This is a genomic window from 'Nostoc azollae' 0708, assembly GCF_000196515.1.
GTDB classification, from domain to species: domain Bacteria; phylum Cyanobacteriota; class Cyanobacteriia; order Cyanobacteriales; family Nostocaceae; genus Trichormus_B; species Trichormus_B azollae.
Genome location: NC_014248.1, coordinates 380,757 through 400,867, shown reverse-complemented (window position 1 = coordinate 400,867; position 20,111 = coordinate 380,757). Strand labels below are relative to the sequence as shown.

The window sequence follows — 20,111 nt, the reverse complement described above, 5'->3', positions numbered from 1 at the left end:
TCCTTATAAATGTGTATCTTATTGCCAGATTTTATTGTTCAATATGTTGATAATAAAAGTAATCTCAGCTTCATAATTATTGGGAGCATCCCAAATGTGTAAGTTTATTTTTATCTGACCATACGACTTATCTAAGGCATGAAATAAACAAACTGCAAAGGATAGAAAGAACGCGAAGGAAAGAGAGTTTCAAAGGGTTTTTGAACTAGTACAGTACGGCGTAAATAAACCAACCATTCCAAATGTCTGAAAAGCTCAAGCCGTATACATTTTGAATTTTGTCCGCGTAGGGTCTCCCAAGGAGATATTTTGTTAGGGTAGCTCTTCTGAAAGAAGCATTTTAAATTCACGGCGGTACTATACCTCTTGCAGAATTAGTTTTATGTTATAATGGTGGGTTGTCTTTGTTTTAGCCAAAAGTTAGAGTTACAGGGTTATATTGAAATTAGCAAGCCCAAAGAACACCAAAAATACATAAAATCTAAAACTCTCTATCATACCACAGAAACAATTTTGCAATAGGTATAGTAACGCCGTGATTTTTGCCTTTATTGGGATGCTCCCTAATTATTGAATATATATATTATCTCTGTTATCTGCTCTATATCTGAGTAGGATTTTTCATGCATACAGCACAATATATTGTAGGTAACGCTATCTAATAATAAGGCCTTCCTCCTGATTGCTGACCTCTATTTAGTAATTTCTTGATGGTAAAAGCCCAGGATTTATCTGTGTCATCAATTCAAAATCGTTCCACTGAGTCTCTGAAACGTCCAAAATTTAAAATCCAAAATCGGATGACCGCTGCTGTATAAGTAGGAAAACAGATGTAAATGTATTACCATATCATCTCTTCTCAACTACATCCTATTGATTTTCCCATTTTGCAAAATGACAAGTATATTGTACGACTGGCTGCAAATGAGGAAGAATTAGAATCTGTTTTCCGTTTGCGTTTTGAGGTGTTTAATTTAGAATTAGGTTTGGGATTTTCTGGTTCTAATGTTACAGCAATGGATCGAGATAAATTTGATGATGTTTGTCATCACTTGATACTTATTGCTAAACATACTGGCAAAACTATTGGTACATATAGGATGCAAAGTTATACAATGGCTGGTAAAGGTTTAGGTTTCGATTCTGCTGATATATTTAATCTTAGTAAATTTCCCGATCTTTTACTTCAGTCATCTGTAGAAGTTGGACGTGCGTGTATAGCTAAAGAATATCGGAATCTTCATACATTTTTGTTAATTTGGGAAGGATTAGCTAATTATTTGATTTGGAGTGGAAAAGAATATTTTTTTGGTTGTGCATCATTACTGACACAATGTCCTGTCCAAGCTAATTATGCTTATCATTATTTTCAGCATCATGATTTGATGCATCCAAGTATTTTAGTTGAGCCAAATTCAGAATACTCTGTGGAAATTGCTCAAGATTGTCCTAATATATATAATGTTGAGATTCCGAAGATTTTACAAGCTTATTTGAGTATTGGAGCTAAAATATGTAGTTTACCCGCTATTGACAGACAGTTTAAAACTATTGATTTTTTAATTCTATCGAATATTACTGATTTTGCGAAATTTATGTTATGGGAATAGTAATAATTCAGAATTTATCGGTAAGCAGTAATAATCCTTTAGTCTGTGACATTTTTTAGTATGTTTTGTGCCTTATTTACCTATTAATGTTTGTCACAATTAGGATGCTAATTGATGTTTTTCTCAATAAAGATTGACCGAATTCTAAACAAGTTCTCAGGCTAAATTAATTTAAATGATGGAATCATACTTGAAATTGTCCCTAAGGATAATTCTAAGGAAGTTCAAGTATGAAATTCCACCTTTTAGTTATTGTTGGTATGGTGATTTTTTTCAGCTTAGGTTGTACAAAGGAAATAAAATCAACTCCTATCAATAATCAGCCTCAGTCGGTAAAAAATATGGATAATTCAGTAGCAGCATCTGAAAGCTTTAAGACTTTGGAACACAGGATTCATGGGAAAGTGAGTTTTATTACTGAAAATGGAATTAGCTATTTAGAGTTTGACAAGAGTTTCAAAACTGAGAATAGACCAGATTTATTTTTAAATCTGTATCATTCTAATACACCGGCAAAATATGGTATTAAGGAAAAAGATTATGCACGTATTGCTCCTTTACAAAAGATTAGCGGTTCTCAACGTTATGCCTTACCTAATAATGTGAAGTTGGCAAATTTTGGTTTTTTGGCTATGTGGTGTCGCTCATTTAATGTTAGTTTTGGGTATGCGGGTTTGCCTAAATAGTTACAGCAGGAGTTAGGAGTAAAAGCCATTTGATGGTTGATTTTGGATTTTTAGTTTATCTACTTGAAGTTGCAATATGCTGTATCAGAGATGGTTGATAAAGTAAATATTAAATTGTAGGGTGCGTTATAGCAAAGCTTAATGCACCGAGGAATATGGTGCGTTACGGCTAATCCTCACTCTCTCAAATTCCCCAATCCTTACATAGCCGTAACACACTCTAGTGAATATTTAATTTATAAGTAGGCTCTCACTGGAGTGTAAATATTAATCTTTATATTTCCAATTTAATTAAATTACAACAAATCGCAAATAAACCTAAGTCTGTAAACTTGTTATCATCGAATTTTATAATCACAAACTTCTAAATACTAAAGTGAAACAAATCCACAGGTTTTGGTAGAAACTTGATATTTTTTCTTTGCGGTTACGCCTAAGTATGCGTATTACTGTGGTTTCAGCATCTTCTTTGGGAATAGGTGGACTGGCTAGTTGGACAAGTTTGAATATGGAGCAAATCTTAATTAATAGTCACAAGTATTTCAATATGATGTTATCGCGTCTGTCCCAATCTCGGGAACAGAAACGACAAGTTGTGAGTAATGTGTCTCACGAATTATGTACACATTTGACTATTATGAATGGTTATTTGCAAAGTCTTTTAAGAAGACAGAATAATTTAAATTCAGCGCAACTTGAAGCTTTATAAACTGCGTGTATGGAAACGGAAAGGACTATTAGACTTTTACAAGATTTACTTGATTTGGCTAGGGCTGATAGTGGTTATTTACATTTGCGCTGGGATGTTTGTTTACTAAATGAGTCAGTAGCAGAGGTTGGAAGTATGGCTAGTATAGCGAAAGAATGTAAGGATTGAGGTGGTGGGGTATTGACAAGTGTGATAGGTGAGGCAGAATATAGCAGTTATGGAAAAGAGGCTGGGACTAAAACTAGACAGAGAGATATTGAAGCAGTTGGGAATAGAGCAACTGGTAGAAATCATTATTGACCAGGGGAAAAGTATAGAGAACCTAACAAATAGAGTAGTAGAACTGGAAAAAGAAATAGAGAAACTCAAAGTCAGTAGAGATTTAGAGACCATAACATGATCCACACCACCCTTGGGAGAAATCCTCAAAAAAACCGAGAACAAACAACAAGAGAAACCAGAAGAAAACCAGACACGAAAAAGGAGACCAGGAGGACAACCAGGGCATAGGGGAAAAAGGAGAAAGGTGTTTGGTGGAGTAGATAGAATAGATTTGAGATAGTGGGACGGCAAGTGGGTGGATGGTGAGGTCAGGGGGAATTATTTGGCGAACCAATAAAAATCCAAACACAACAAGTAGGGGACTTGGTGGACAGGCTAATCCAAATCCAAATAGTAGAATATGAAAGATAGACGTGGATTTGCAGTGTGTGTGGGGAAACACAAAGGGCACACCGGTCACCAGAGATAGTACCGGGACAAGATATAGAAATCACAGGACAAGCTTTTTTGGGATGGATCAATAACTAGGGCCATTGACCCTATGAAAAACAACACTTCTTGTTGTGGGAACTGTGGGAACTGGGTTAAATGGAAATTGGAGTGGGAACATTAGTAGGTACCAATGAAGGAATAGATGGTCCAGTGGCTCAAAGTATTCATAGCCTCAAACAGTGGATAAAACAAACCCAGCCTCATATCCTTGGGGATGAAACACCCTGGGTACTCAAAGGGGTGAAACAATGGTTATGGATTTTTGCCAATAGTGACTTCCCTTGATTTCATGGGTCTGATACTCCTTGTCCTGGCGAATTAGAATCCATTGTGGGTTCAAGTTACTCTGGTGTACTCAGTTCTGATGACTTTACTGGCTATAACGGTTATCCGGTCACAGCTCAACAGAAATGTCAGGCACATCTACCCTACCCCGTCACTTCAAGACACTAATCAAGATTCCTGGCTTCAATCACCAAGAAATTGGCACAAAATTCATGGACCTCATAGATGAAGGTTTTAAAAACTACCCTTTATTCCAACAAACCCAAAACCTTCATGAGTTCTTGACTTGGCCATCCTAGTTTCAACCAAAAGTTGAATCTTCCATTCATTCATTGATAAAGCCCCAGGGGAACCTGGTAAACTTTTACCTTCCTTAGGCAATAGACCTTGATCATAATTTAGCTGAACCAAGGTTAGGTTTAGCACTGACACAACAAAAAGTCTGTGGTGGTTCTCTTTCTCTGGAGCTATTCCAACATCCTGCCAATTTATTGACGGTTATACAAACTTGTCGCCGTCAAGCACTTTCTCTAATTGAGTTTCTTGACCAACCTATGAAAGCCATGGTTCACTCTGCTTTCCATACACCTTATTTAATCCCTCTTCCTTAGACCTGAATCCTTACGAAAGAATGATAAAAAGTGGGACCATCGAGTTTTGGCAGAAAGACTCAAATAGGAAGCAAACCATTGAGATAAGCACAAGGAAGGGAAAGGATTTGGTAGACACTTTCAACATTCCACTGTGGGCCAGAAATTCTAATCCTTGCTCCAATCTGTTGAATAGCAGATTCGACAGATCCAGAACCAATAGAACACAGTTGTTCAGCTTGGTAGTAGGTGTAGTTAATAATGCTAGTGGGATATTTTTCGCTTATGTCGAAAAACTTCTTAACTTGTTTGCCTCGACAGTTATTAAATAAGGCTTGAATTGGCTCTATCTGACATTACCACAATAAACTCTCAACAGCTTGGAGATGCTTTAAATAACCACCGATTTAATAAAGATTCTCTTTGAGGTGATACCAATCCAAAATTTCCAAAGGTTTGAATTTTTCAGTTCCAAACTCTTTAACTAAATTCCAAACTCCATCATGACCATCCCCCAAACACACAAGGGGGTTAACCAAAGACTGGCTATTAACATAATCAACTCATGATTGATTAGTTGTTATCAAAAAATGCGCCATCATAAATTCCTTGTAGACGAAGGGTTTTATAGTCTCGCCAGTACCAGCCTGCTTGTAGTTTGCCCCCTAGTCGTACTTTTCCACCATCCATGCTCACTTCACAGATAGCTTGTTTTCCTTGTGGTAGCTCCCAATCTTCTTCCACAACTAGTTTTTGTTGCCTCCTATGGCCAACTTTTACTCCTGTTAATGCTTCAATTTCAACTTCTGCTTGTTGATATGATTCCTTAGCTGATAGCCTCAAGCAGCACTTTTGAAGTAATGGACTTAATCGACTTCTTGGCTTCAAACCCAGTCTCTGCAACTATTTAGCTTTTAGTTTTAGTTCTCCTCTCCTACCAAGGTTTTGACTTTCCTGGTTTTACCTACTTTCCTTCCGGTTGTTTCTTCAATAAAAAATGGCTATTTCTGGACTTACCACTTCTAATATTTGACTCCTTACTGTTTTTTCTATTCCTTCCAAGTCTGTTATCTGACTTTTGTCTGCTTCTTCATATAACAATGTTGCCTATTCTTCTAAGCAGGCTTTGAGCCGTTCTTTCTTCCTGGTTTATGGTTGCTAATCCACACTTGTTTATCCTTATATAATCCTATCACTTGTGTATATTCCAATAGTGGATCCTCCTATAAAAGTTGAGTCAATAAATCAGGTAATTGAGGTAGAAACAGATTTTAATCGTTTAAAACAGATTTTACTAAACTTGATTAATAATGCTGTTAAGTATTCCCCAACAGATACGCCTATACTTATTAATTTAGATTTGCAAGGTGAAGAGGTAATTATTGAAGTTTGTGATCAAGGTTATGGTATTCCTTCACAACATCAGGCACGAATTTTTTAGCGCTTTTACGGTGTAGATGAAGCAGGTACTTATTCTACTGGTAGTTGTGATTTGGTATCATCAATCGTTAAGACTTTTGTCGAAAGGATGGGTGGTCATGTGAGTGTACGCTCTCGGTTAGGGGAAGGAAGTATATTTACAATTAGTTTACTCGCATCACCATTATCTGTTAATCTATAAACCGATATCTTATATAATTATCAATTACTGTCAGTAGGGCTATGTGGTATGCAAAATGATCAGGTATATGGTGAAAGGAGGCAAAAGGGAAGAAAGCATTAAACTTCTTTCACTGGATTTCACTATATATCCCAGTCCTATTTGATTTTTGTAAAGTTAGGTATAGCTGAATTTTCTAAAATCCTCTTGCCTTTTACCTGCGTACACAAGTAAATATGGCTTCGCCTCCTGTAAGGGATACAGGAATCAAACTGGATTCCTATATTTGTTTTCGCCATGGTGAACTGGTGTGGAAAATTTGTCTGTTTTTGTATTAATATGACCATCCTCTGGTAAAATACCAAATATTTTTATGACACACATCTTACTGGTTGAAGATGAAGTGAAATTGGCTCGATTTATAGAACTAGAATTGAGTTATGAAGGCTATCAAGTTAGCGTAGCTTATGATGGACTGACTGCACTGACAGCAGCACGACAGTTAAATCTAGATTTAATAATCTTAGATTGGATGCTACCTGGTGTTTCGGGTTTAGAAATTTGTCGTCGCTTGCGAGCTAGCGGTGATAAAGTACCGATAATTTTATTAACTGCTAAAGATGAAGTTAGCGCTTGCGTGGCTGGTTTAGATGCTGGTGCTGATGATTACGTAGTTAAACCATTCAGTTTGGAAGAATTATTAGCCAGAGTCCGCGCTCATTTACGTAGAAGTAAAGAAACAGATAGCGCAGATATCTTAATGTTTGATGATTTGAGTTTAAATCGGAGTACGGGGGAAGTCTACCGAGGACAGCGTTTAGTCGAGTTGACTGCAAAGGAATTTGATTTACTGGACTATTTACTCACCCATCCGCGACAGGTAATTACACGCGATCGCATTTTAGAAGAAGTCTGGGGTTACGACTTCATGGGTGATTCCAACGTTATAGAAGTTTACATTCGTTACTTACGCCTAAAACTCGAAGCCAACAACGAAAAGCGTCTCCTCCAAACCGTGCGTGGTGTCGGTTACGTATTGCGTGATTAACGTGATTAAGTTTAAGAAATTCTCAGGAAAAACTCATCCGATCCATACTTGACTATACTAATATGCACAATTTATCTATACTGATCTATACACAGTTAATACCAAATAGCAGCAATGACTTATTTAGAAACTGTAGCCCAATTTTATAGCGAAGTTGCCCAAACACCAGAAGTAGGACTATGTTGTATCCAAAGTACACCCCTGCAATTACCAGGATTGAAAATTCCCTTACCAATGCAGGAAATGAATTATGCTTGTGGTACAACTGTTCATACTAATGAACTAGTAAATCAACCTACTGTTTTATATGTTGGTGTTGGTGGTGGTTTAGAAGCATTACAATTTGCCTATTTTTCTCGTCGTCCCGGTGCAATAATTGCTATTGAACCAGTGGAAGCAATGCGCGAAGCCGCTGCACGTAACCTAGAAATTGCTGCTCAAGAAAATCCTTGGTTTGATACCAGTTTTGTCAAAATTTGCCCAGGAGATGCATTGAACTTACCTGTTACAGATGCCTCAGTAGATGTATTAGCACAAAACTGTCTGTTCAATATTTTTGAACCAGCAGATTTAACTCGTGCGTTAAAAGAAGCATATAGAGTATTAAAACCAGGTGGAAGACTGCAAATGAGTGACCCCATTACTACTCGTTCTATTCCTAAACATTTACAACAAGATAAAAGACTACGCGCCTTATGTTTATCAGGCGCACTCACCTATCAAGAACATACCCAATTAATTATAAATGCTGGCTTTGGACAAATTGAAATTCGCGCCCGTCGCCCTTATAGATTATTAGATAAACAAACTTATAACCTGGAAGAAAATATACTCTTAGAAAGTCTTGATTCCGTTTCCTTCAAAGTTGATATGCCTGAAGATGGAGCTTGTATTTTCACAGGCAAAACAGCAATTTATGCAGGAACACAAACATTTTTTGATGATGCAGCAGAGCATATTTTACAACGTGGTATAGCCGTAGCGGTATGTGATAAAACAGCCGCAAAACTAGCAGCATTAAAACCTACAGAAATCATGGTGACAGGTTCCACCTGGTATTATGACGCCGGTTGGTGCTGTTAGAATAATTAGCAATTGTGCCTAGGGCACGCTACACTATACATAATTAAGTTTTATAACGGACATTGAAACCCGACCATAAAACTTGCTGCTTGTGAGTTACAGGGGAGTTAGAGGAGCGGAATTGAGCAACCTCATAGTAAAGCATATCACGATTTAACACAAAACCGAGATTCTTAACTGCACTTCGTTACTTTCAGAATGATAAACTATACCTTTTATAGACATTTAAAGCATCCCTTAAACCCCCAAAATTGGTTAAAAATCAAAAATACCAACCGAGCAAATTGATTAAGGTATAAATTATCGTGCCAACAGGAATTACACCTTTTCAAACTAAACTAACCTCAGTGTTAACCAAAAAAGAAATAAATGTTCTACAAATTAATCTAGGGAAGCGTTGTAACCTAGCTTGTAATCATTGTTATGTAGAAGCAAGTCCCAAAATAACAGAATAACTTTCCCTAGGAACTTGTCTAGAATTAATTGAACTGATTTATAAGTTCCCAGAAATTAAAATCCTCGATTTAACTGGTGACGCACCAGAAATTAACTTTGGTTTTAAGCCATTGGTAGAAGCAGCAAAAGGAGCAGGTAAAGAAGTAATTGTTCGGTCAAATTTAACCATTTATTTTGTTGAAGGATTTGGTCATCTACCTGGTTTTTTTGCTCAAAACCAAGTCAGAATTTTAGCCTCTCTGCCCTGTTATCTAGCAGATAATGTGGATAAAATGCGCGGTAAGGGTGTATTTAATGATTCAATGAAAGCTTTACAATGGCCGAATCAAGTTGGTTATGGAAAACATCCCAATTTAAGTTTAGATTTGGTGTACAATCCCCAATTACCCAACAGTGGAAAATTTTCCTTAACTCCTGAAAAAACAAACTTAGAAATAGCTTATAAAATGTTCTTGCAAAAATATTTCGATATTGTGTTTAATAACCTATTCACTATTACTAACCTACCTATCGGGAGAACAAAGTTACATTTAGAACGTAAACAGCTTTACTGAAGCTCTTTACAATTTTTAGAGATGCAATTTAACTCTCATACTGTTGAGAATTTAATGTGTCGTAATCAACTGTCAGTAGACTATTTAGGACATATCTATGATTGCGACTTTAACCAAGTGATGAATTTACCAGCAAAATATCATCATGGACAAAAATTGACAATTAGCAAATTATTAGATAATGGAAGTTTAGAAGTCATTAGTCCAGTGCAAACCGCTGACTATTGCTATGGTTGTACCGCTGGATGTGGTTCTAGTTGTGGTGGTGCTTTAGTGTAAATTTTCCAGGGTTGAGATTAATGAAGTAATGTATCAATGTCATCAAACCAAAATGATGTAACGAAAGTTGTGGCAATTGAGTAATCAATAGTTATATGCATTATGATAATATTTAGTTAGTTAAGTCTCCTCACACCACACCAAAGACCGTGGATTGATTGAAATCTCCACGGTTTTTATTTATTAGTAAGAAAAATCGAAAAATGCCTTACGCTACGCTGCACTCTCAAGTATTAAGCCGATTTTGCTCCTGAATGCTCATTTTCAAAAATTCTGTTACCAAAAGTGATACAAGCCATCAAGGTGGAAATAGTTAGTCTATGATGATAGTTAGTTAAGCTCCTCACACCATACCGAAAGCCGTGAAACCTTATGGTTCGCGGTTTTTTTTATTTTCCTGTAATTTTAACTAAACCAATACCGGCAAAATAAAGACCTAAAACTGCTCCAGCTAAAAGACTTTGAGTGAGAGGATCAGTAGAAGGTGTAAGTATAGCCCCCAAAACAACTGCGGACATAATTACAAACCGCCAACCAGCCAGCATTTGTGTAGAAGAAACAATACCTAAATTACCTAGCAATAATTGGATAATCGGAATTTGAAATGCCAATCCTGTTGTAAATAACAGCAATAACACAAATTCAAAATATCTTTCAATTGACCACAATTGTTCTACGACATCTGCACCGTAATTGATGAAGAATTGCAAAGCTGCGGGAATAAGTAGAGAATAAGCAAAAGTTAACCCACCAACAAATAATATACTCGATCCCAAAACCACAGGCCCCAACAAACGACGTTCACGGCGTGTTAGTCCCGGAAGCACGAACTGGATAATTTGGTAAAGAATGAAGGGACTAGCAAGCACCAAACCACTGTAACCAGCAACTTTGATAGAGACAAAGAAATATTCTCCGGGTGCAAGTTGTAGAAATTTGATACCATGGGCGGGGATTTCCAGTAGCTGTACCAAGGGTTTAACAACAATAAAACAGCCAACTACACCCAAAGCTATAGCAATTAGAGAATAAAAAATCCGTCGCCGCAATTCTTCCAGATGGTCAAAAAATGACATTTCCACCTCATCTGGTAATTCATCTAGAGGATTAGCCTCAGAATTACTGTATCCTTTCATGTCCGTATCAGGAGAATTGATAGTATCTAAGTCTGGTGAAGGGGTCATGAGTCAATTAATAGGCTACATTCCTTAACTATTTTATCTGGGAGAGCGACTACCAATAGAGGTTTTTCCGGTTTGGGGGATTTTTCCGATTCTGTGGCGCTGCATCTGCTTAAGTAAATAAGAAGCGATGTTGGGGGCAATACTGATTAAATTCTTAACAAGAAGAACTTTTATCATAGTTGAGAAAAGGCTAACGGAAAATTTTAGCCCCTTCTCCCTTTCCTTCTTTGCCAACTCCTGTCAGAAGAATATTATACAGCAGTACAGAACTATTGGTTTTTCAATCACGTCTGGGGGTACTTACTAATCACTCCTGACTCCTGCTGTAAGCCAGGAGTAAAACTCTCTTGCTATCTAGGTTTCAATTTATATTTTGTACCTCATTGATCTGCAATTTGCTGTATGAGTTCATGATAGTTGTACTTCTCCACTACGTTATGAACTCTGATTCATCAAGATAATGTTCCTGATAACACTATTATTAATAGAAACAGAGGATTTATGAATAAGAAAATTATTTATATGGGATTGATAATATTACCAGTGTATATTTCTAATTCCACTTTAGGTCTGATTACTAGTATTTTGTTGGCACCAAAGTATACATTTCCTGTGATAATTACTCACAATACCTTGGTAACTGATGCTAATTTTCTACCAGACTGGAAACCTATCTGCCCCAGAGATGACCAAACAGAAGATTGCTTGCGTTCAGGTAACTGTAAAGCCTGATGATTAGTAAGATAAAAAAATTAAATTCTATTTTCTTCATTCAAGCTAACTTGATTATTACTAATAAATAACTCTTTACTAAGATCAGCTTTCGTCTGTTTATAGTTATTCATCCCATACTGTAATTCCCATTCGGTAATAGTTGTCCATGTAAAATCCTCATGATTTTGTAGTGCATCCTCATAAGTGAGCAACCACTTATGAGGGCATTTTTCTAATGATTTTGCTAATCTTATATGGTCAAAGACCGTGTGTAAATCTCCTCTTTTTCCATGTAATTTAGGTTTTTCGGCTTTCACATAAGGAGGATCTAAAAATATGAATACATTTTTCTCATCTCCATGTAAGAGTTGACTATAATCTAAGTTGGTAATTTTGACATCTGCTGTTAAGATATGCTCTGATTTTTCCAGAAGTTCTATTGATGAATTAGTAAAGCGTTTATGAAAAGCTCCTAGAGAAAAACCACCTGATTCTACAGTGCCACTGAAAGTAATTCTGTTGAGAACAAAGAAGCGGACTGCTCGATCTGAATCTGATAAAGTATTGACATCTACACTGGTTAACTCGGAAAATAGCAATCTGCCGTTTTTATGATGTTCTTTAATATGACCAACTTCAGAAACTAATTTAGATAAATCAGACTGGGGAAAATGCCAAAATAGAAATAGTTCCCGGTTTAAATCGTTAATCCAAATCTTTAATTGAGGAAATTTTTCTTTTAAGTAAATAAAGACAGAACCACCACCAACGAAAGGTTCTCTGAAGTGCGTGAAGGTTTCTGGTAAATATTCAGATATTTTTTCGATTGCTCTTGATTTACCACCAGGATAACCGAGAGGGCTTTTAATCATAACAAGATTATAGCGTATAGTTGCCAGATACTTGTATTTTCAGGTTTGGACTATTATCAGCCTCTAAAGCTAAATTTAGAATAATTTCTTTCTGCTTTTCCTTGAATATGTTTGTATTAGCTTGTAAGAAACATTCTCTTTCTTGCATTGTAGCATCAGGAAAAATAATAGAAACAACTACATTTTTTCCAGTCAGCTTCAATTTAGTAACAACATTACTGGTTCACTGTTCAGTGCTCAATAATCCAAGTTAGAATATAGAATTAATTTGAATCAACCACCTTGAATATCAGGAAGTTTTGGTAAAGATTCTGTTGAAGGATTTTTAGATTATTGAATGATATACATATCATTATCGAAAAATATTTATTTCATCGGCAGTCAAATAGTAAACTCCTCCTAAGTAATTCTCGATACTAAAAGTTACTTTTAGTCCATATGTTAAATATTCCAGTTGATGAAAAGTCATAGCTTCGCGTTTACTGGCATACTAAGAACTTTCCAGGGAAATATTTTTAAATTCTTCAAGTTCCTCTGTAATTTTTTGTAAATATCTCTTCAAACTCACTCGTGAGTTAACCAAGACCCCACTTTGATGGGAAATGACATTATAAGAACTTAATGCTTTCTCAAAAATTGATACCAATCTTTCTTAAGATAAATCCTGATTCCAATGTAAAGTACTTTAACGATATGCTAGTATTTCGTTAATTTGAGAATTCACAAATCCATTACTAAACTTTTGATTAGTAAGCTTATTTTTGCCTGCTTGTCATTTTTTATGGCTTCTTTGTGCTGTTTCATAATAAGCAAGTAAAATGTAAATATTCAATAGATTCATCCATGAAATCGTAGAGTATTAAATCTTATCTATATCTCCATCTCGTCTTTTATCTTTAACTACTGGAATTATGGTTATAATTTTAGATGCATTGTATGTAGCATAAATCCTCGCAAATGGGTAACTTCTAGTTCTTTTACGTGAAACCCATTTAGAATAAGCAAGTTCAGTTATAGACGACTTTATCAATCCATAAGCACCTGCTTGATTAACATCAAAATTACCTATGTAAATTTCATTTAACTTCTCACCTAAGTAAGTTTTATAGATGACTCCTTTGATAAATCCTGTAAAATGTATAATTTCAGCCATTAATGCAGTATTTTTTAAGTATTGTCTAATATATTAGATATGTTTGATGGCATATCTAGAGCAATTTAATCAGCGCATTCAAAACATCTTCAATCAGCTTATGAATCGTTCAGCACCCTATCAACCTTTGTTGTTGCGAATTCTGCATGGTGTCAGTGGAATTTTAGTAATTGCGGCAATTATTAGCGGTTTCTTAGTTTACAACACTTTTGATAAAAGATTTGGCAAAATCCCAATTCCTAAAATTGATCCCATTCAGGATATTCATGGTACTGTGGGGTTATTTCTCTTACTTTTATTACCAGCTTTTACTCTTTATAGCTTTCATGCAGGAGAAAAGCGTTTATTACAACCAGATTTTTTACAAAAACTCTCACAAGTTGGTAAACCAATTTGGTGGGTAAGTCTGCAACGTTTAACAAATACTTTGATGCTTATTGCTGCGGTTTTGGCAGTGATATCTGGCAGAATGATGAAGGAAGAATGGCTACCGATAGGTGAACTTAATCACGTATGGTATTATTTTCACCTAACAGCTTGGGTGATTATGATTTGCTGTTTAGCAATTCATGTTTTGATGTCTGCTAAGGTGGTTGGTGCGCCGTTGTTATTATCAATGTTGTCATGGAAAGTTCGCCATGAAGATAGTCCTAAAAATTGGTTTAGTCGTTTGCGTGGTTGGTTTAGTAATTTTCCCAATCATTTGCAGGCGGGAATTAATCAGTTTGTCCAGGGTAGTTTAATCTTAAGAATTATTGAGGTGGTTGTATTGGGTGGTGTAATAACTGCATTTGTTTTACCATTGTTTTTCTCTGCTGGGGAATGAGTGAAGGAATTGAGTCACCTTGATGTTTAGTTTCTAACTAATGCTGATACCTTGCTTTTTTTGAGCGGTAGATTTTAGCAATTCATCCCAACTTCTACCATCAAGTTCTATACCAAATTTTTTCTTTTGCACTCCTCCCCACTGTTTAAAGGGAAACGGGATATTAGCTTGTATAGATTCAGAAAGAACTTATGAACATAGTGGCATATTCATAGTGGGAAATAAACCAATAACCATGGGTCAGGGATATAGCACAATTGCCTGGATACGAGAAAGTGAAGGGAGTTGGGCATTACCTTTAAGACATGAACGAATCACAAGTGCGGAAAGTCCAGTCTGTTGATAAATTGACCCCTGGAAGAGTTGCTCAAGGGTTGGGTGGAGTTTTTGCAGTCATTGGTACTCCCACCTCTGCACCCAAACCTCGGGGAAAGTCTCCTGGTTGGTAAACAGGAAAAAACGTCAGAGTAAGAACCGATTCGCACTTGTAGAAAACAGGACTTCGATCACCTAAAGAACCATCAGTTACTGTTTAATAGTCAAGATTATTTATTATTTCATTACGTCTCTGATCAACTCAGCCCTGCTGGGTCATTTTCCATAGCTTAGTCTAAACTCCAGTTAGAAAGTGAACTCTGTAACTTTTGGTTTTATAGGATTCACATATGTTCGAATAGACGGAAATATTCTGTTTTACATCTTACTTAAACAACAGATTTTGCAGTTCTTATAGATGTGGTTTTCTACCTAAAGTCACACAAGTAAGACTACCTATAGCGAGATATCTAGAACTTGAGGATTGAGCAAAATAGGGTCATATTAGCCTTGAGGATAAGAATATGAGGAATTTAGCACTAGTGAGTTTAGCTGGATTTTTGGTTACTGCTGCTGCTTTTGCAATACCTAAAGATTCTGTAGCTATGAACGCGCCCCAAACTTTATTATCTCAAAAATTAGCCCGAAAGAATCCTTCGCCTACTTCTCCACCTAGACCTATTAGTACTCCTGGCAGCCCCCGTATGGAGTAAATAGGTAAAATATTAAGGATAAGGAAGGCGGTAATTTGGGAACGTCTTCCTTTTTTACCGTAAAGACCGAAATATGACTCTCCCTGGATTTTGTTCTTCATTAATTCGTGTGTATAATCGCAAACAAGTTAAAACTTCTCCTGGTGTACCTCCGCAGTCTAGTTGGAGGTCATCTTTTGAATAAGCGCAAATATCAGCATAGAGTCCTGATAATTGTCTAATTTTTACGTCATGACCTGCTTGAATAGCTTTATCAGCTAATTTCTTGAGGATACGCCGTGATTCTTGTTGTAGGTTTCCCCACCAGGAATAACGTTCGGCTGGGGGAACAAATACTAGGGAATGTATAGATTCATCCATGTCAATCCAAGCACGTAAGTTTAAGATGGGGTCTGTATTGTCCTCATATTTTTGAACTCGTTCCAAGCGATCACTCAATGCTTTAATATAAAGATGGCACTGTTCTGGCTCGGAATCTAACGAAACAACATCAAAGCTAAACACACTCTTTAAGGCATGATGTAAATCAGGTTCTATTTCAATCAATTTGATATATAGAAGTACAAAACCTGTTAGTAAATGCACATATTCATAATTATATGTCTGAGCAATATCTGATTTTAAAAAGGCTTCTTTTGATAAACATAAACCTCTAGCTTGGACAGAACCATTTAGTCCAGGGTAGATGATTTCATCACGGATAAATGGCAAGTGGTAAAGATTTACATAATCTTCTGTTGCACCAACTTTTTGAACCATTTCTAAAGCGCGTTTTCGCCAAGATGTTGCTAAATATTCTGGAACACGCAACAATTTACGGTGAATTTCATTCCATAAATCATCATCATTTTGACTTTGGAGATGTGTATCTCCTAGATAAAAATTCAGTTCTATGTCAGAATTAAAAGTATCATGTAATTGAATTAATTTAGGTTCATCATGAATATCAATGTGTGTAACTCGGGTGTGATTTAAAAGCGTGTGAAGTTCTTGCAGCACTTGTTCACATAAATCATTTCCTGGATCTTGTGGATATTCTATCAAGGCTTGATTTAATACTGCTTCTAGTCCGTATAAACTAAATTTTAAAGCTTGGGCTAATTGTGAGTTTTCTGTGGCAAATAGTTGATGTAAATGCTGCATCATGGCAATAATAAGGAGAGGGCATTGGGTAGAAGAAAATTAATTAGCTTTTTACTCTTGGATCTTTTTTTCTTCAACTGATAACTGATTACTGATTTAATGTATGCCGCAAAAGGGATCGCGTTCTTTATCAATTTCATTAGGTTGTAATTCTAATTCGGCACCATAAACACATCCTTCTTGTTTAAGGCATTCTTGATTATGTGATGTCCAATAAGGTACTTCTCCAGCATGCATTCGCAAGATACCTTTGTTGTCAAGTGTGACATGATATTGACAGGGGTAATCTGTGGTGATCTCTGGTTTGCTAAGTCCGCCAATACAAATCCATTTTTTGGTCTTGGTTTCGCTATCTGTTTGATAGATATAGAAGGTGTGTTGACCATTTTGCGGGAAGGGGGGTAAGGGATTACTAATTAATCCTTCTCCTGGTTCGTTGATACCATCGTGTAAATAGTGAAATGTTTGCAGTGGTGTATTTTCATTATGATCAACTGCAAATACTAAATGATAAGCATCTGGTTGATCAACTGTTGCTGATTCTAAGACATTGATGGCAATATCACCATCAGTTAAGTCTTTATGGGGTTGTTCAATGGCGATATTCCACTTCAATTTACCATCAGTAAATAAATTGGCTGTTTCTGAGTCTGCTGAGATGACATCATTGAGATCAATACCATGAACATCTATTAAATAATGGGCATTTCCTCGACAAAGGGAAATGCTAAATTGCAGGGTTTGGTCAATTTCAAATTGGACTTTTATATTCTTGAGAAACTCTGGTTCTTCCATGTTTAGTTTCTCCATTAATGTTTTACCATCGTAGCTTCCCCACAGGCGTAAATCTCCATCTTCGTAGTCTTGACGATAAATGATGTTTGTTAATTGGATACCTTGCCAATTAGTACGCACTTTGGCGATGCTTTCCCAAGGTGCTAGTTGATAAAGTTCTTGTCCGGCGTTGAATATGGCCAGGAGTTCGTTGCTTTGAGTTTTGCGTTTGAAGTTGCAAGGTAGATAATAAAAGAGGTTTTCGATATCTATTTCTAGTTGGTTTGCACCTTTACGTAGTAAGCTTTTAGATTCTTCGGGGTCAAATCTTAACCGGCGTAGTTTCTCGGCATAACAAGCACCGGCTGAGGTGGCAAGTTTGGTAAATTCTAAAACGAAGGTAATTCGTTCTGGGTTCCAAACAAAATAGGGAGATTTGCTAAACTCCTGATAAATTTGTTTTTGTACTAGGTCGAGATTGCAAGTTTTACCGGAGAGAATTAACCAATCTACTTTTTGTTTATTTTCCGAATCTAAACGGCTTTCCATTAGTCCTTTAGCAATACCAATGGCTTCTTTAATCGCAGAAATTGCAGTGCGTTCAAATTGCTGACTGTCTAATGTGAGGGAGATAGCATCGGGAATGATTATTTGGAATTTAACTGCGCTTTGGGCAAGTAGTTCACTAATTTGTTGTTCGGAAAGGGTGAAAGTTAATAAAGAACCATCTCCTGGTAATTTTTGTCCTAGTTTGAGTTTTGCAGCTTCGGCATAATCCCAAAGGGTGTAAAATATTTGGAGGCGTTGTGGTGCTTGTTGCCAACGGGTAGGTAATACTTTTTCGGCTGTGTCTAAGGCATCTTTAAAAGCAACATCACCTTCAGGATTTTCTTTATCTACACATTTTAATAAACTGCCACTTTTAAATTTCCCCTCTTCTAGAAAGCGTTCGTTTAATTCGGAGTTGATTAGGTCTTCTAGTTTGTCACTTTCGATATCACCTGTGGTAATTGCTGTTAAGAGAAAATCGGCTAGTGCAATTTTTAAAAGCCGGAATATTCGCAAGGTGATTAATTCACCACCTAATTGTAAATGTCCTGAAGAACCTAATAATTTGGGGGTAAGTTTATAATAACGTCCACCTAAACCTCTATCTTCATTATCTGCAAAGAAGGGAGTTTTATCTTCTAATGTCAGTTCAATTAATGCTAGGTCTGTAGTCCCACCACCGATATCTAAGACTAAAATATTTTGTGACCATTTATTCTTTTCTTGACGACAGCGAGTTTTCAAAGATTCAATGCCAATATTCAGATTTCCACCAAATTCTCGCCATAAAAAGAATATAGCCACAGAAACTGCTTCATCATAAGCAGTTTGCACATCATCCATACCTAATTCTTCGACTAGGGCTTTAATTTCTTTGCGAACTACTGGAGGTGCAACTGTAGGATAGGTGACAACTACTGTTAATAGATCGCCTTCTGAAAATCTTCTTCTAGCCCGTTGGCGATAATCTTCAGTTAACTCAATTAAATGCGCCCACGCAGCTTGAATTAATTGGTTGACTTCAATGTTTTGTTCTTCTCCACCTAAGATAACTGGAAAGGTTCGATTTTGACCAAAATAGCGTTTAGGTGAGTGATGAAATCTGCTGATAATATCCTTAACAGAACTAATTGTACCTTGAGCGATCGCCTTTTTGCGATTGTCCCTTGCTTCTCTACCCATCTGCAATTTTAATGGTTCTACTTGATCAACTTCCATCTCACTGGGAATTTCTGTATCTCGTCTGTCAATATCCAAGACTACAGGAATTAAATTCTGTGATTCTAAGGTGGGAACACGGAAAACTTCGTGATATATCTGATAAAGTCTTTTGCTAACAGCACGGCGAAATCTATCACTATTTCCTAAACATAATTCAATTTGGCGAATTGCTTCTAAAAATTGCTCTTTGTTATCACTTTCAAAAACGTCAATTAATTTTTCTGGTTCAATGTCTAAATTTTTGCTAATATTAGTGATAAACCTTTCCCACTCACTAACACTAATATCTGGTAAAGCAGAAGTAGCAGGAGAATTTAACCATTCTGCTAATCGCTGACGTAATCTTAACTCTTGTTCTCTGGGTAAGACTTCTGCAATTGGTACTTCAATGGGGTCAAAAAGTGTAACTGTGGAGTTAGAAGTTCCAAAATCTAAAGCCAACCAACCAGGAAATCTTTTTTTGGGTTTTTCATTGAGTTTCTCACTCAATTGCTGACTTAATTTATTTAGATATGTGTCTAATTCAAAGGGTTTCATTTGTGTATCCGTTGTGACTGTTTCCAAATTTTGTAAAAACCAAAGATTACAAGAAACTCCCATATTTTTACGAATAGATAATATGGGTTTTCCTGTCATATCAGAATCAAAATACTCAACAATAACCTCTAAGTTACAGTTAACTGCTTCGGTTAAAGGTTTTTCTAACTGACAAAGATATTGACCTAGTTGACATAAGTTAGAGATTTTTTGGGGTGTAGCGGAGTTAAAGTGTTTATATGTTTTTTGAATTTCTGCTGCTAGTTCCGTGGCTGTTCCTCTGACACTACAAGTAATGCGAGATAATGCGAGAAATATGGAGAATATTGCTGTTAGTAGCAACAATTTGGATAGCAGGTAAATCTAAACATTTATTTTCTTTAACCCGCAGTTGATAGCGTGGTGGAAGACGAATTTCCACAGGCATAATAGGTGA

18 protein-coding genes and 4 pseudogenes are annotated in these 20,111 nt (G+C 36.3%); 16 read left to right on the top strand and 6 right to left on the bottom strand.

Annotation, left to right across the window (positions count from 1 at the left end; all coding sequences use genetic code 11):
- The first annotated feature begins 836 nt into the window (after positions 1 to 836).
- From AAZO_RS01870 to AAZO_RS40800, 8 genes are all read left to right on the top strand, one after another.
- Complete coding sequence (locus AAZO_RS01870; RefSeq protein WP_013189972.1) at positions 837 to 1,610, top strand: GNAT family N-acetyltransferase; 774 nt, start codon at positions 837 to 839, stop codon at positions 1,608 to 1,610.
- Positions 1,611 to 1,840: 230 nt separating this feature from the next.
- A complete protein-coding gene (locus AAZO_RS01865) occupies positions 1,841 to 2,296 on the top strand; it encodes a DM13 domain-containing protein (protein ID WP_013189971.1) in 456 nt (151 codons plus the stop codon).
- 439 nt (positions 2,297 to 2,735) lie between these two features.
- Positions 2,736 to 3,005, top strand: a complete 270-nt coding sequence (locus tag AAZO_RS44515) for a hypothetical protein (protein ID WP_041639239.1) — start codon at positions 2,736 to 2,738, stop codon at positions 3,003 to 3,005.
- Positions 3,006 to 3,014: 9 nt separating this feature from the next.
- The gene (locus tag AAZO_RS44510) at positions 3,015 to 3,173 is read left to right on the top strand and encodes a cell wall metabolism sensor histidine kinase WalK (RefSeq protein ID WP_144031226.1); all 159 of its coding nucleotides are present in this window, start codon (positions 3,015 to 3,017) and stop codon (positions 3,171 to 3,173) included.
- 49 nt (positions 3,174 to 3,222) lie between these two features.
- On the top strand, positions 3,223 to 3,405 hold the full coding sequence (locus tag AAZO_RS25710; RefSeq protein ID WP_049790513.1) for a hypothetical protein: 183 nt from the start codon (positions 3,223 to 3,225) through the stop codon (positions 3,403 to 3,405).
- A 12-nt stretch (positions 3,406 to 3,417) separates the two neighbouring features.
- Positions 3,418 to 3,567 (top strand): hypothetical protein, encoded by a 150-nt coding sequence (locus AAZO_RS34765; RefSeq protein WP_187289580.1) that lies wholly within the window; start codon positions 3,418 to 3,420, stop codon positions 3,565 to 3,567.
- A gap of 320 nt (positions 3,568 to 3,887) precedes the next feature.
- Positions 3,888 to 4,064 carry a hypothetical protein gene (locus AAZO_RS34760; protein WP_228371436.1) on the top strand — a complete coding sequence of 59 codons (177 nt, stop codon included), beginning with the start codon at positions 3,888 to 3,890 and terminating at the stop codon, positions 4,062 to 4,064.
- Between the two features lie 45 nt (positions 4,065 to 4,109).
- A complete protein-coding gene (locus AAZO_RS40800; RefSeq protein ID WP_266887688.1) occupies positions 4,110 to 4,232 on the top strand; it encodes a hypothetical protein in 123 nt (40 codons plus the stop codon).
- Positions 4,233 to 4,734: 502 nt separating this feature from the next.
- Here AAZO_RS40800 and AAZO_RS01840 read toward each other — a convergent pair.
- Positions 4,735 to 5,755: pseudogene (locus tag AAZO_RS01840) on the bottom strand (ISKra4 family transposase).
- A 130-nt stretch (positions 5,756 to 5,885) separates the two neighbouring features.
- On the opposite strand from AAZO_RS01840, the pseudogene AAZO_RS28305 reads away from it, so the two are divergent.
- The 4 genes and pseudogenes from AAZO_RS28305 to arsS all read left to right on the top strand — a co-directional run.
- Positions 5,886 to 6,275, top strand: a pseudogene (locus tag AAZO_RS28305) (sensor histidine kinase); the annotation flags it as partial.
- Positions 6,276 to 6,627: 352 nt separating this feature from the next.
- A complete protein-coding gene (locus tag AAZO_RS01830; protein ID WP_013189970.1) occupies positions 6,628 to 7,302 on the top strand; it encodes a response regulator transcription factor in 675 nt (224 codons plus the stop codon).
- A 114-nt stretch (positions 7,303 to 7,416) separates the two neighbouring features.
- On the top strand, positions 7,417 to 8,385 hold the full coding sequence (gene arsM, locus AAZO_RS01825; RefSeq protein WP_013189969.1) for an arsenosugar biosynthesis arsenite methyltransferase ArsM: 969 nt from the start codon (positions 7,417 to 7,419) through the stop codon (positions 8,383 to 8,385).
- A 302-nt stretch (positions 8,386 to 8,687) separates the two neighbouring features.
- Positions 8,688 to 9,674, top strand: a pseudogene (arsS, locus tag AAZO_RS01820) (arsenosugar biosynthesis radical SAM (seleno)protein ArsS).
- Positions 9,675 to 10,063: 389 nt separating this feature from the next.
- Here arsS and tatC read toward each other — a convergent pair.
- Positions 10,064 to 10,858, bottom strand: a complete 795-nt coding sequence (gene tatC, locus AAZO_RS01815) for a twin-arginine translocase subunit TatC (protein WP_013189968.1) — start codon at positions 10,856 to 10,858, stop codon at positions 10,064 to 10,066.
- A 501-nt stretch (positions 10,859 to 11,359) separates the two neighbouring features.
- Here tatC and AAZO_RS01810 point away from each other — a divergent pair.
- Positions 11,360 to 11,590, top strand: coding sequence for a hypothetical protein (locus AAZO_RS01810; protein ID WP_013189967.1), 231 nt, complete (start codon positions 11,360 to 11,362; stop codon positions 11,588 to 11,590).
- 20 nt (positions 11,591 to 11,610) lie between these two features.
- Here AAZO_RS01810 and AAZO_RS01805 read toward each other — a convergent pair whose 3' ends face one another.
- Together AAZO_RS01805 and AAZO_RS36335 are read right to left on the bottom strand one after the other, a co-directional pair.
- Positions 11,611 to 12,444, bottom strand: coding sequence for a DNA adenine methylase (locus tag AAZO_RS01805; RefSeq protein ID WP_013189966.1), 834 nt, complete (start codon positions 12,442 to 12,444; stop codon positions 11,611 to 11,613).
- Positions 12,445 to 13,303: 859 nt separating this feature from the next.
- Positions 13,304 to 13,597 (bottom strand): hypothetical protein, encoded by a 294-nt coding sequence (locus tag AAZO_RS36335; protein ID WP_228371435.1) that lies wholly within the window; start codon positions 13,595 to 13,597, stop codon positions 13,304 to 13,306.
- A gap of 100 nt (positions 13,598 to 13,697) precedes the next feature.
- On the opposite strand from AAZO_RS36335, the gene AAZO_RS01795 reads away from it, so the two are divergent.
- From AAZO_RS01795 to AAZO_RS01790, 3 genes are all read left to right on the top strand, one after another.
- Positions 13,698 to 14,423 (top strand): cytochrome b/b6 domain-containing protein, encoded by a 726-nt coding sequence (locus AAZO_RS01795; protein ID WP_013189965.1) that lies wholly within the window; start codon positions 13,698 to 13,700, stop codon positions 14,421 to 14,423.
- Between the two features lie 305 nt (positions 14,424 to 14,728).
- Positions 14,729 to 14,872 (top strand): hypothetical protein, encoded by a 144-nt coding sequence (locus AAZO_RS34755; RefSeq protein WP_187289683.1) that lies wholly within the window; start codon positions 14,729 to 14,731, stop codon positions 14,870 to 14,872.
- A gap of 390 nt (positions 14,873 to 15,262) precedes the next feature.
- Positions 15,263 to 15,451: a hypothetical protein gene (locus AAZO_RS01790; RefSeq protein WP_013189964.1), complete on the top strand. Its 189-nt coding sequence runs from the start codon at positions 15,263 to 15,265 to the stop codon at positions 15,449 to 15,451.
- 54 nt (positions 15,452 to 15,505) lie between these two features.
- Here the strand turns inward: AAZO_RS01790 and AAZO_RS01785 are convergent, their stop codons facing one another.
- Both AAZO_RS01785 and AAZO_RS01780 read right to left on the bottom strand, forming a co-directional pair.
- Positions 15,506 to 16,594 (bottom strand): hypothetical protein, encoded by a 1,089-nt coding sequence (locus AAZO_RS01785; protein ID WP_041639225.1) that lies wholly within the window; start codon positions 16,592 to 16,594, stop codon positions 15,506 to 15,508.
- A 96-nt stretch (positions 16,595 to 16,690) separates the two neighbouring features.
- Positions 16,691 to 20,102: pseudogene (locus AAZO_RS01780) on the bottom strand (molecular chaperone).
- Between the last annotated feature and the right edge of the window lie 9 nt (positions 20,103 to 20,111).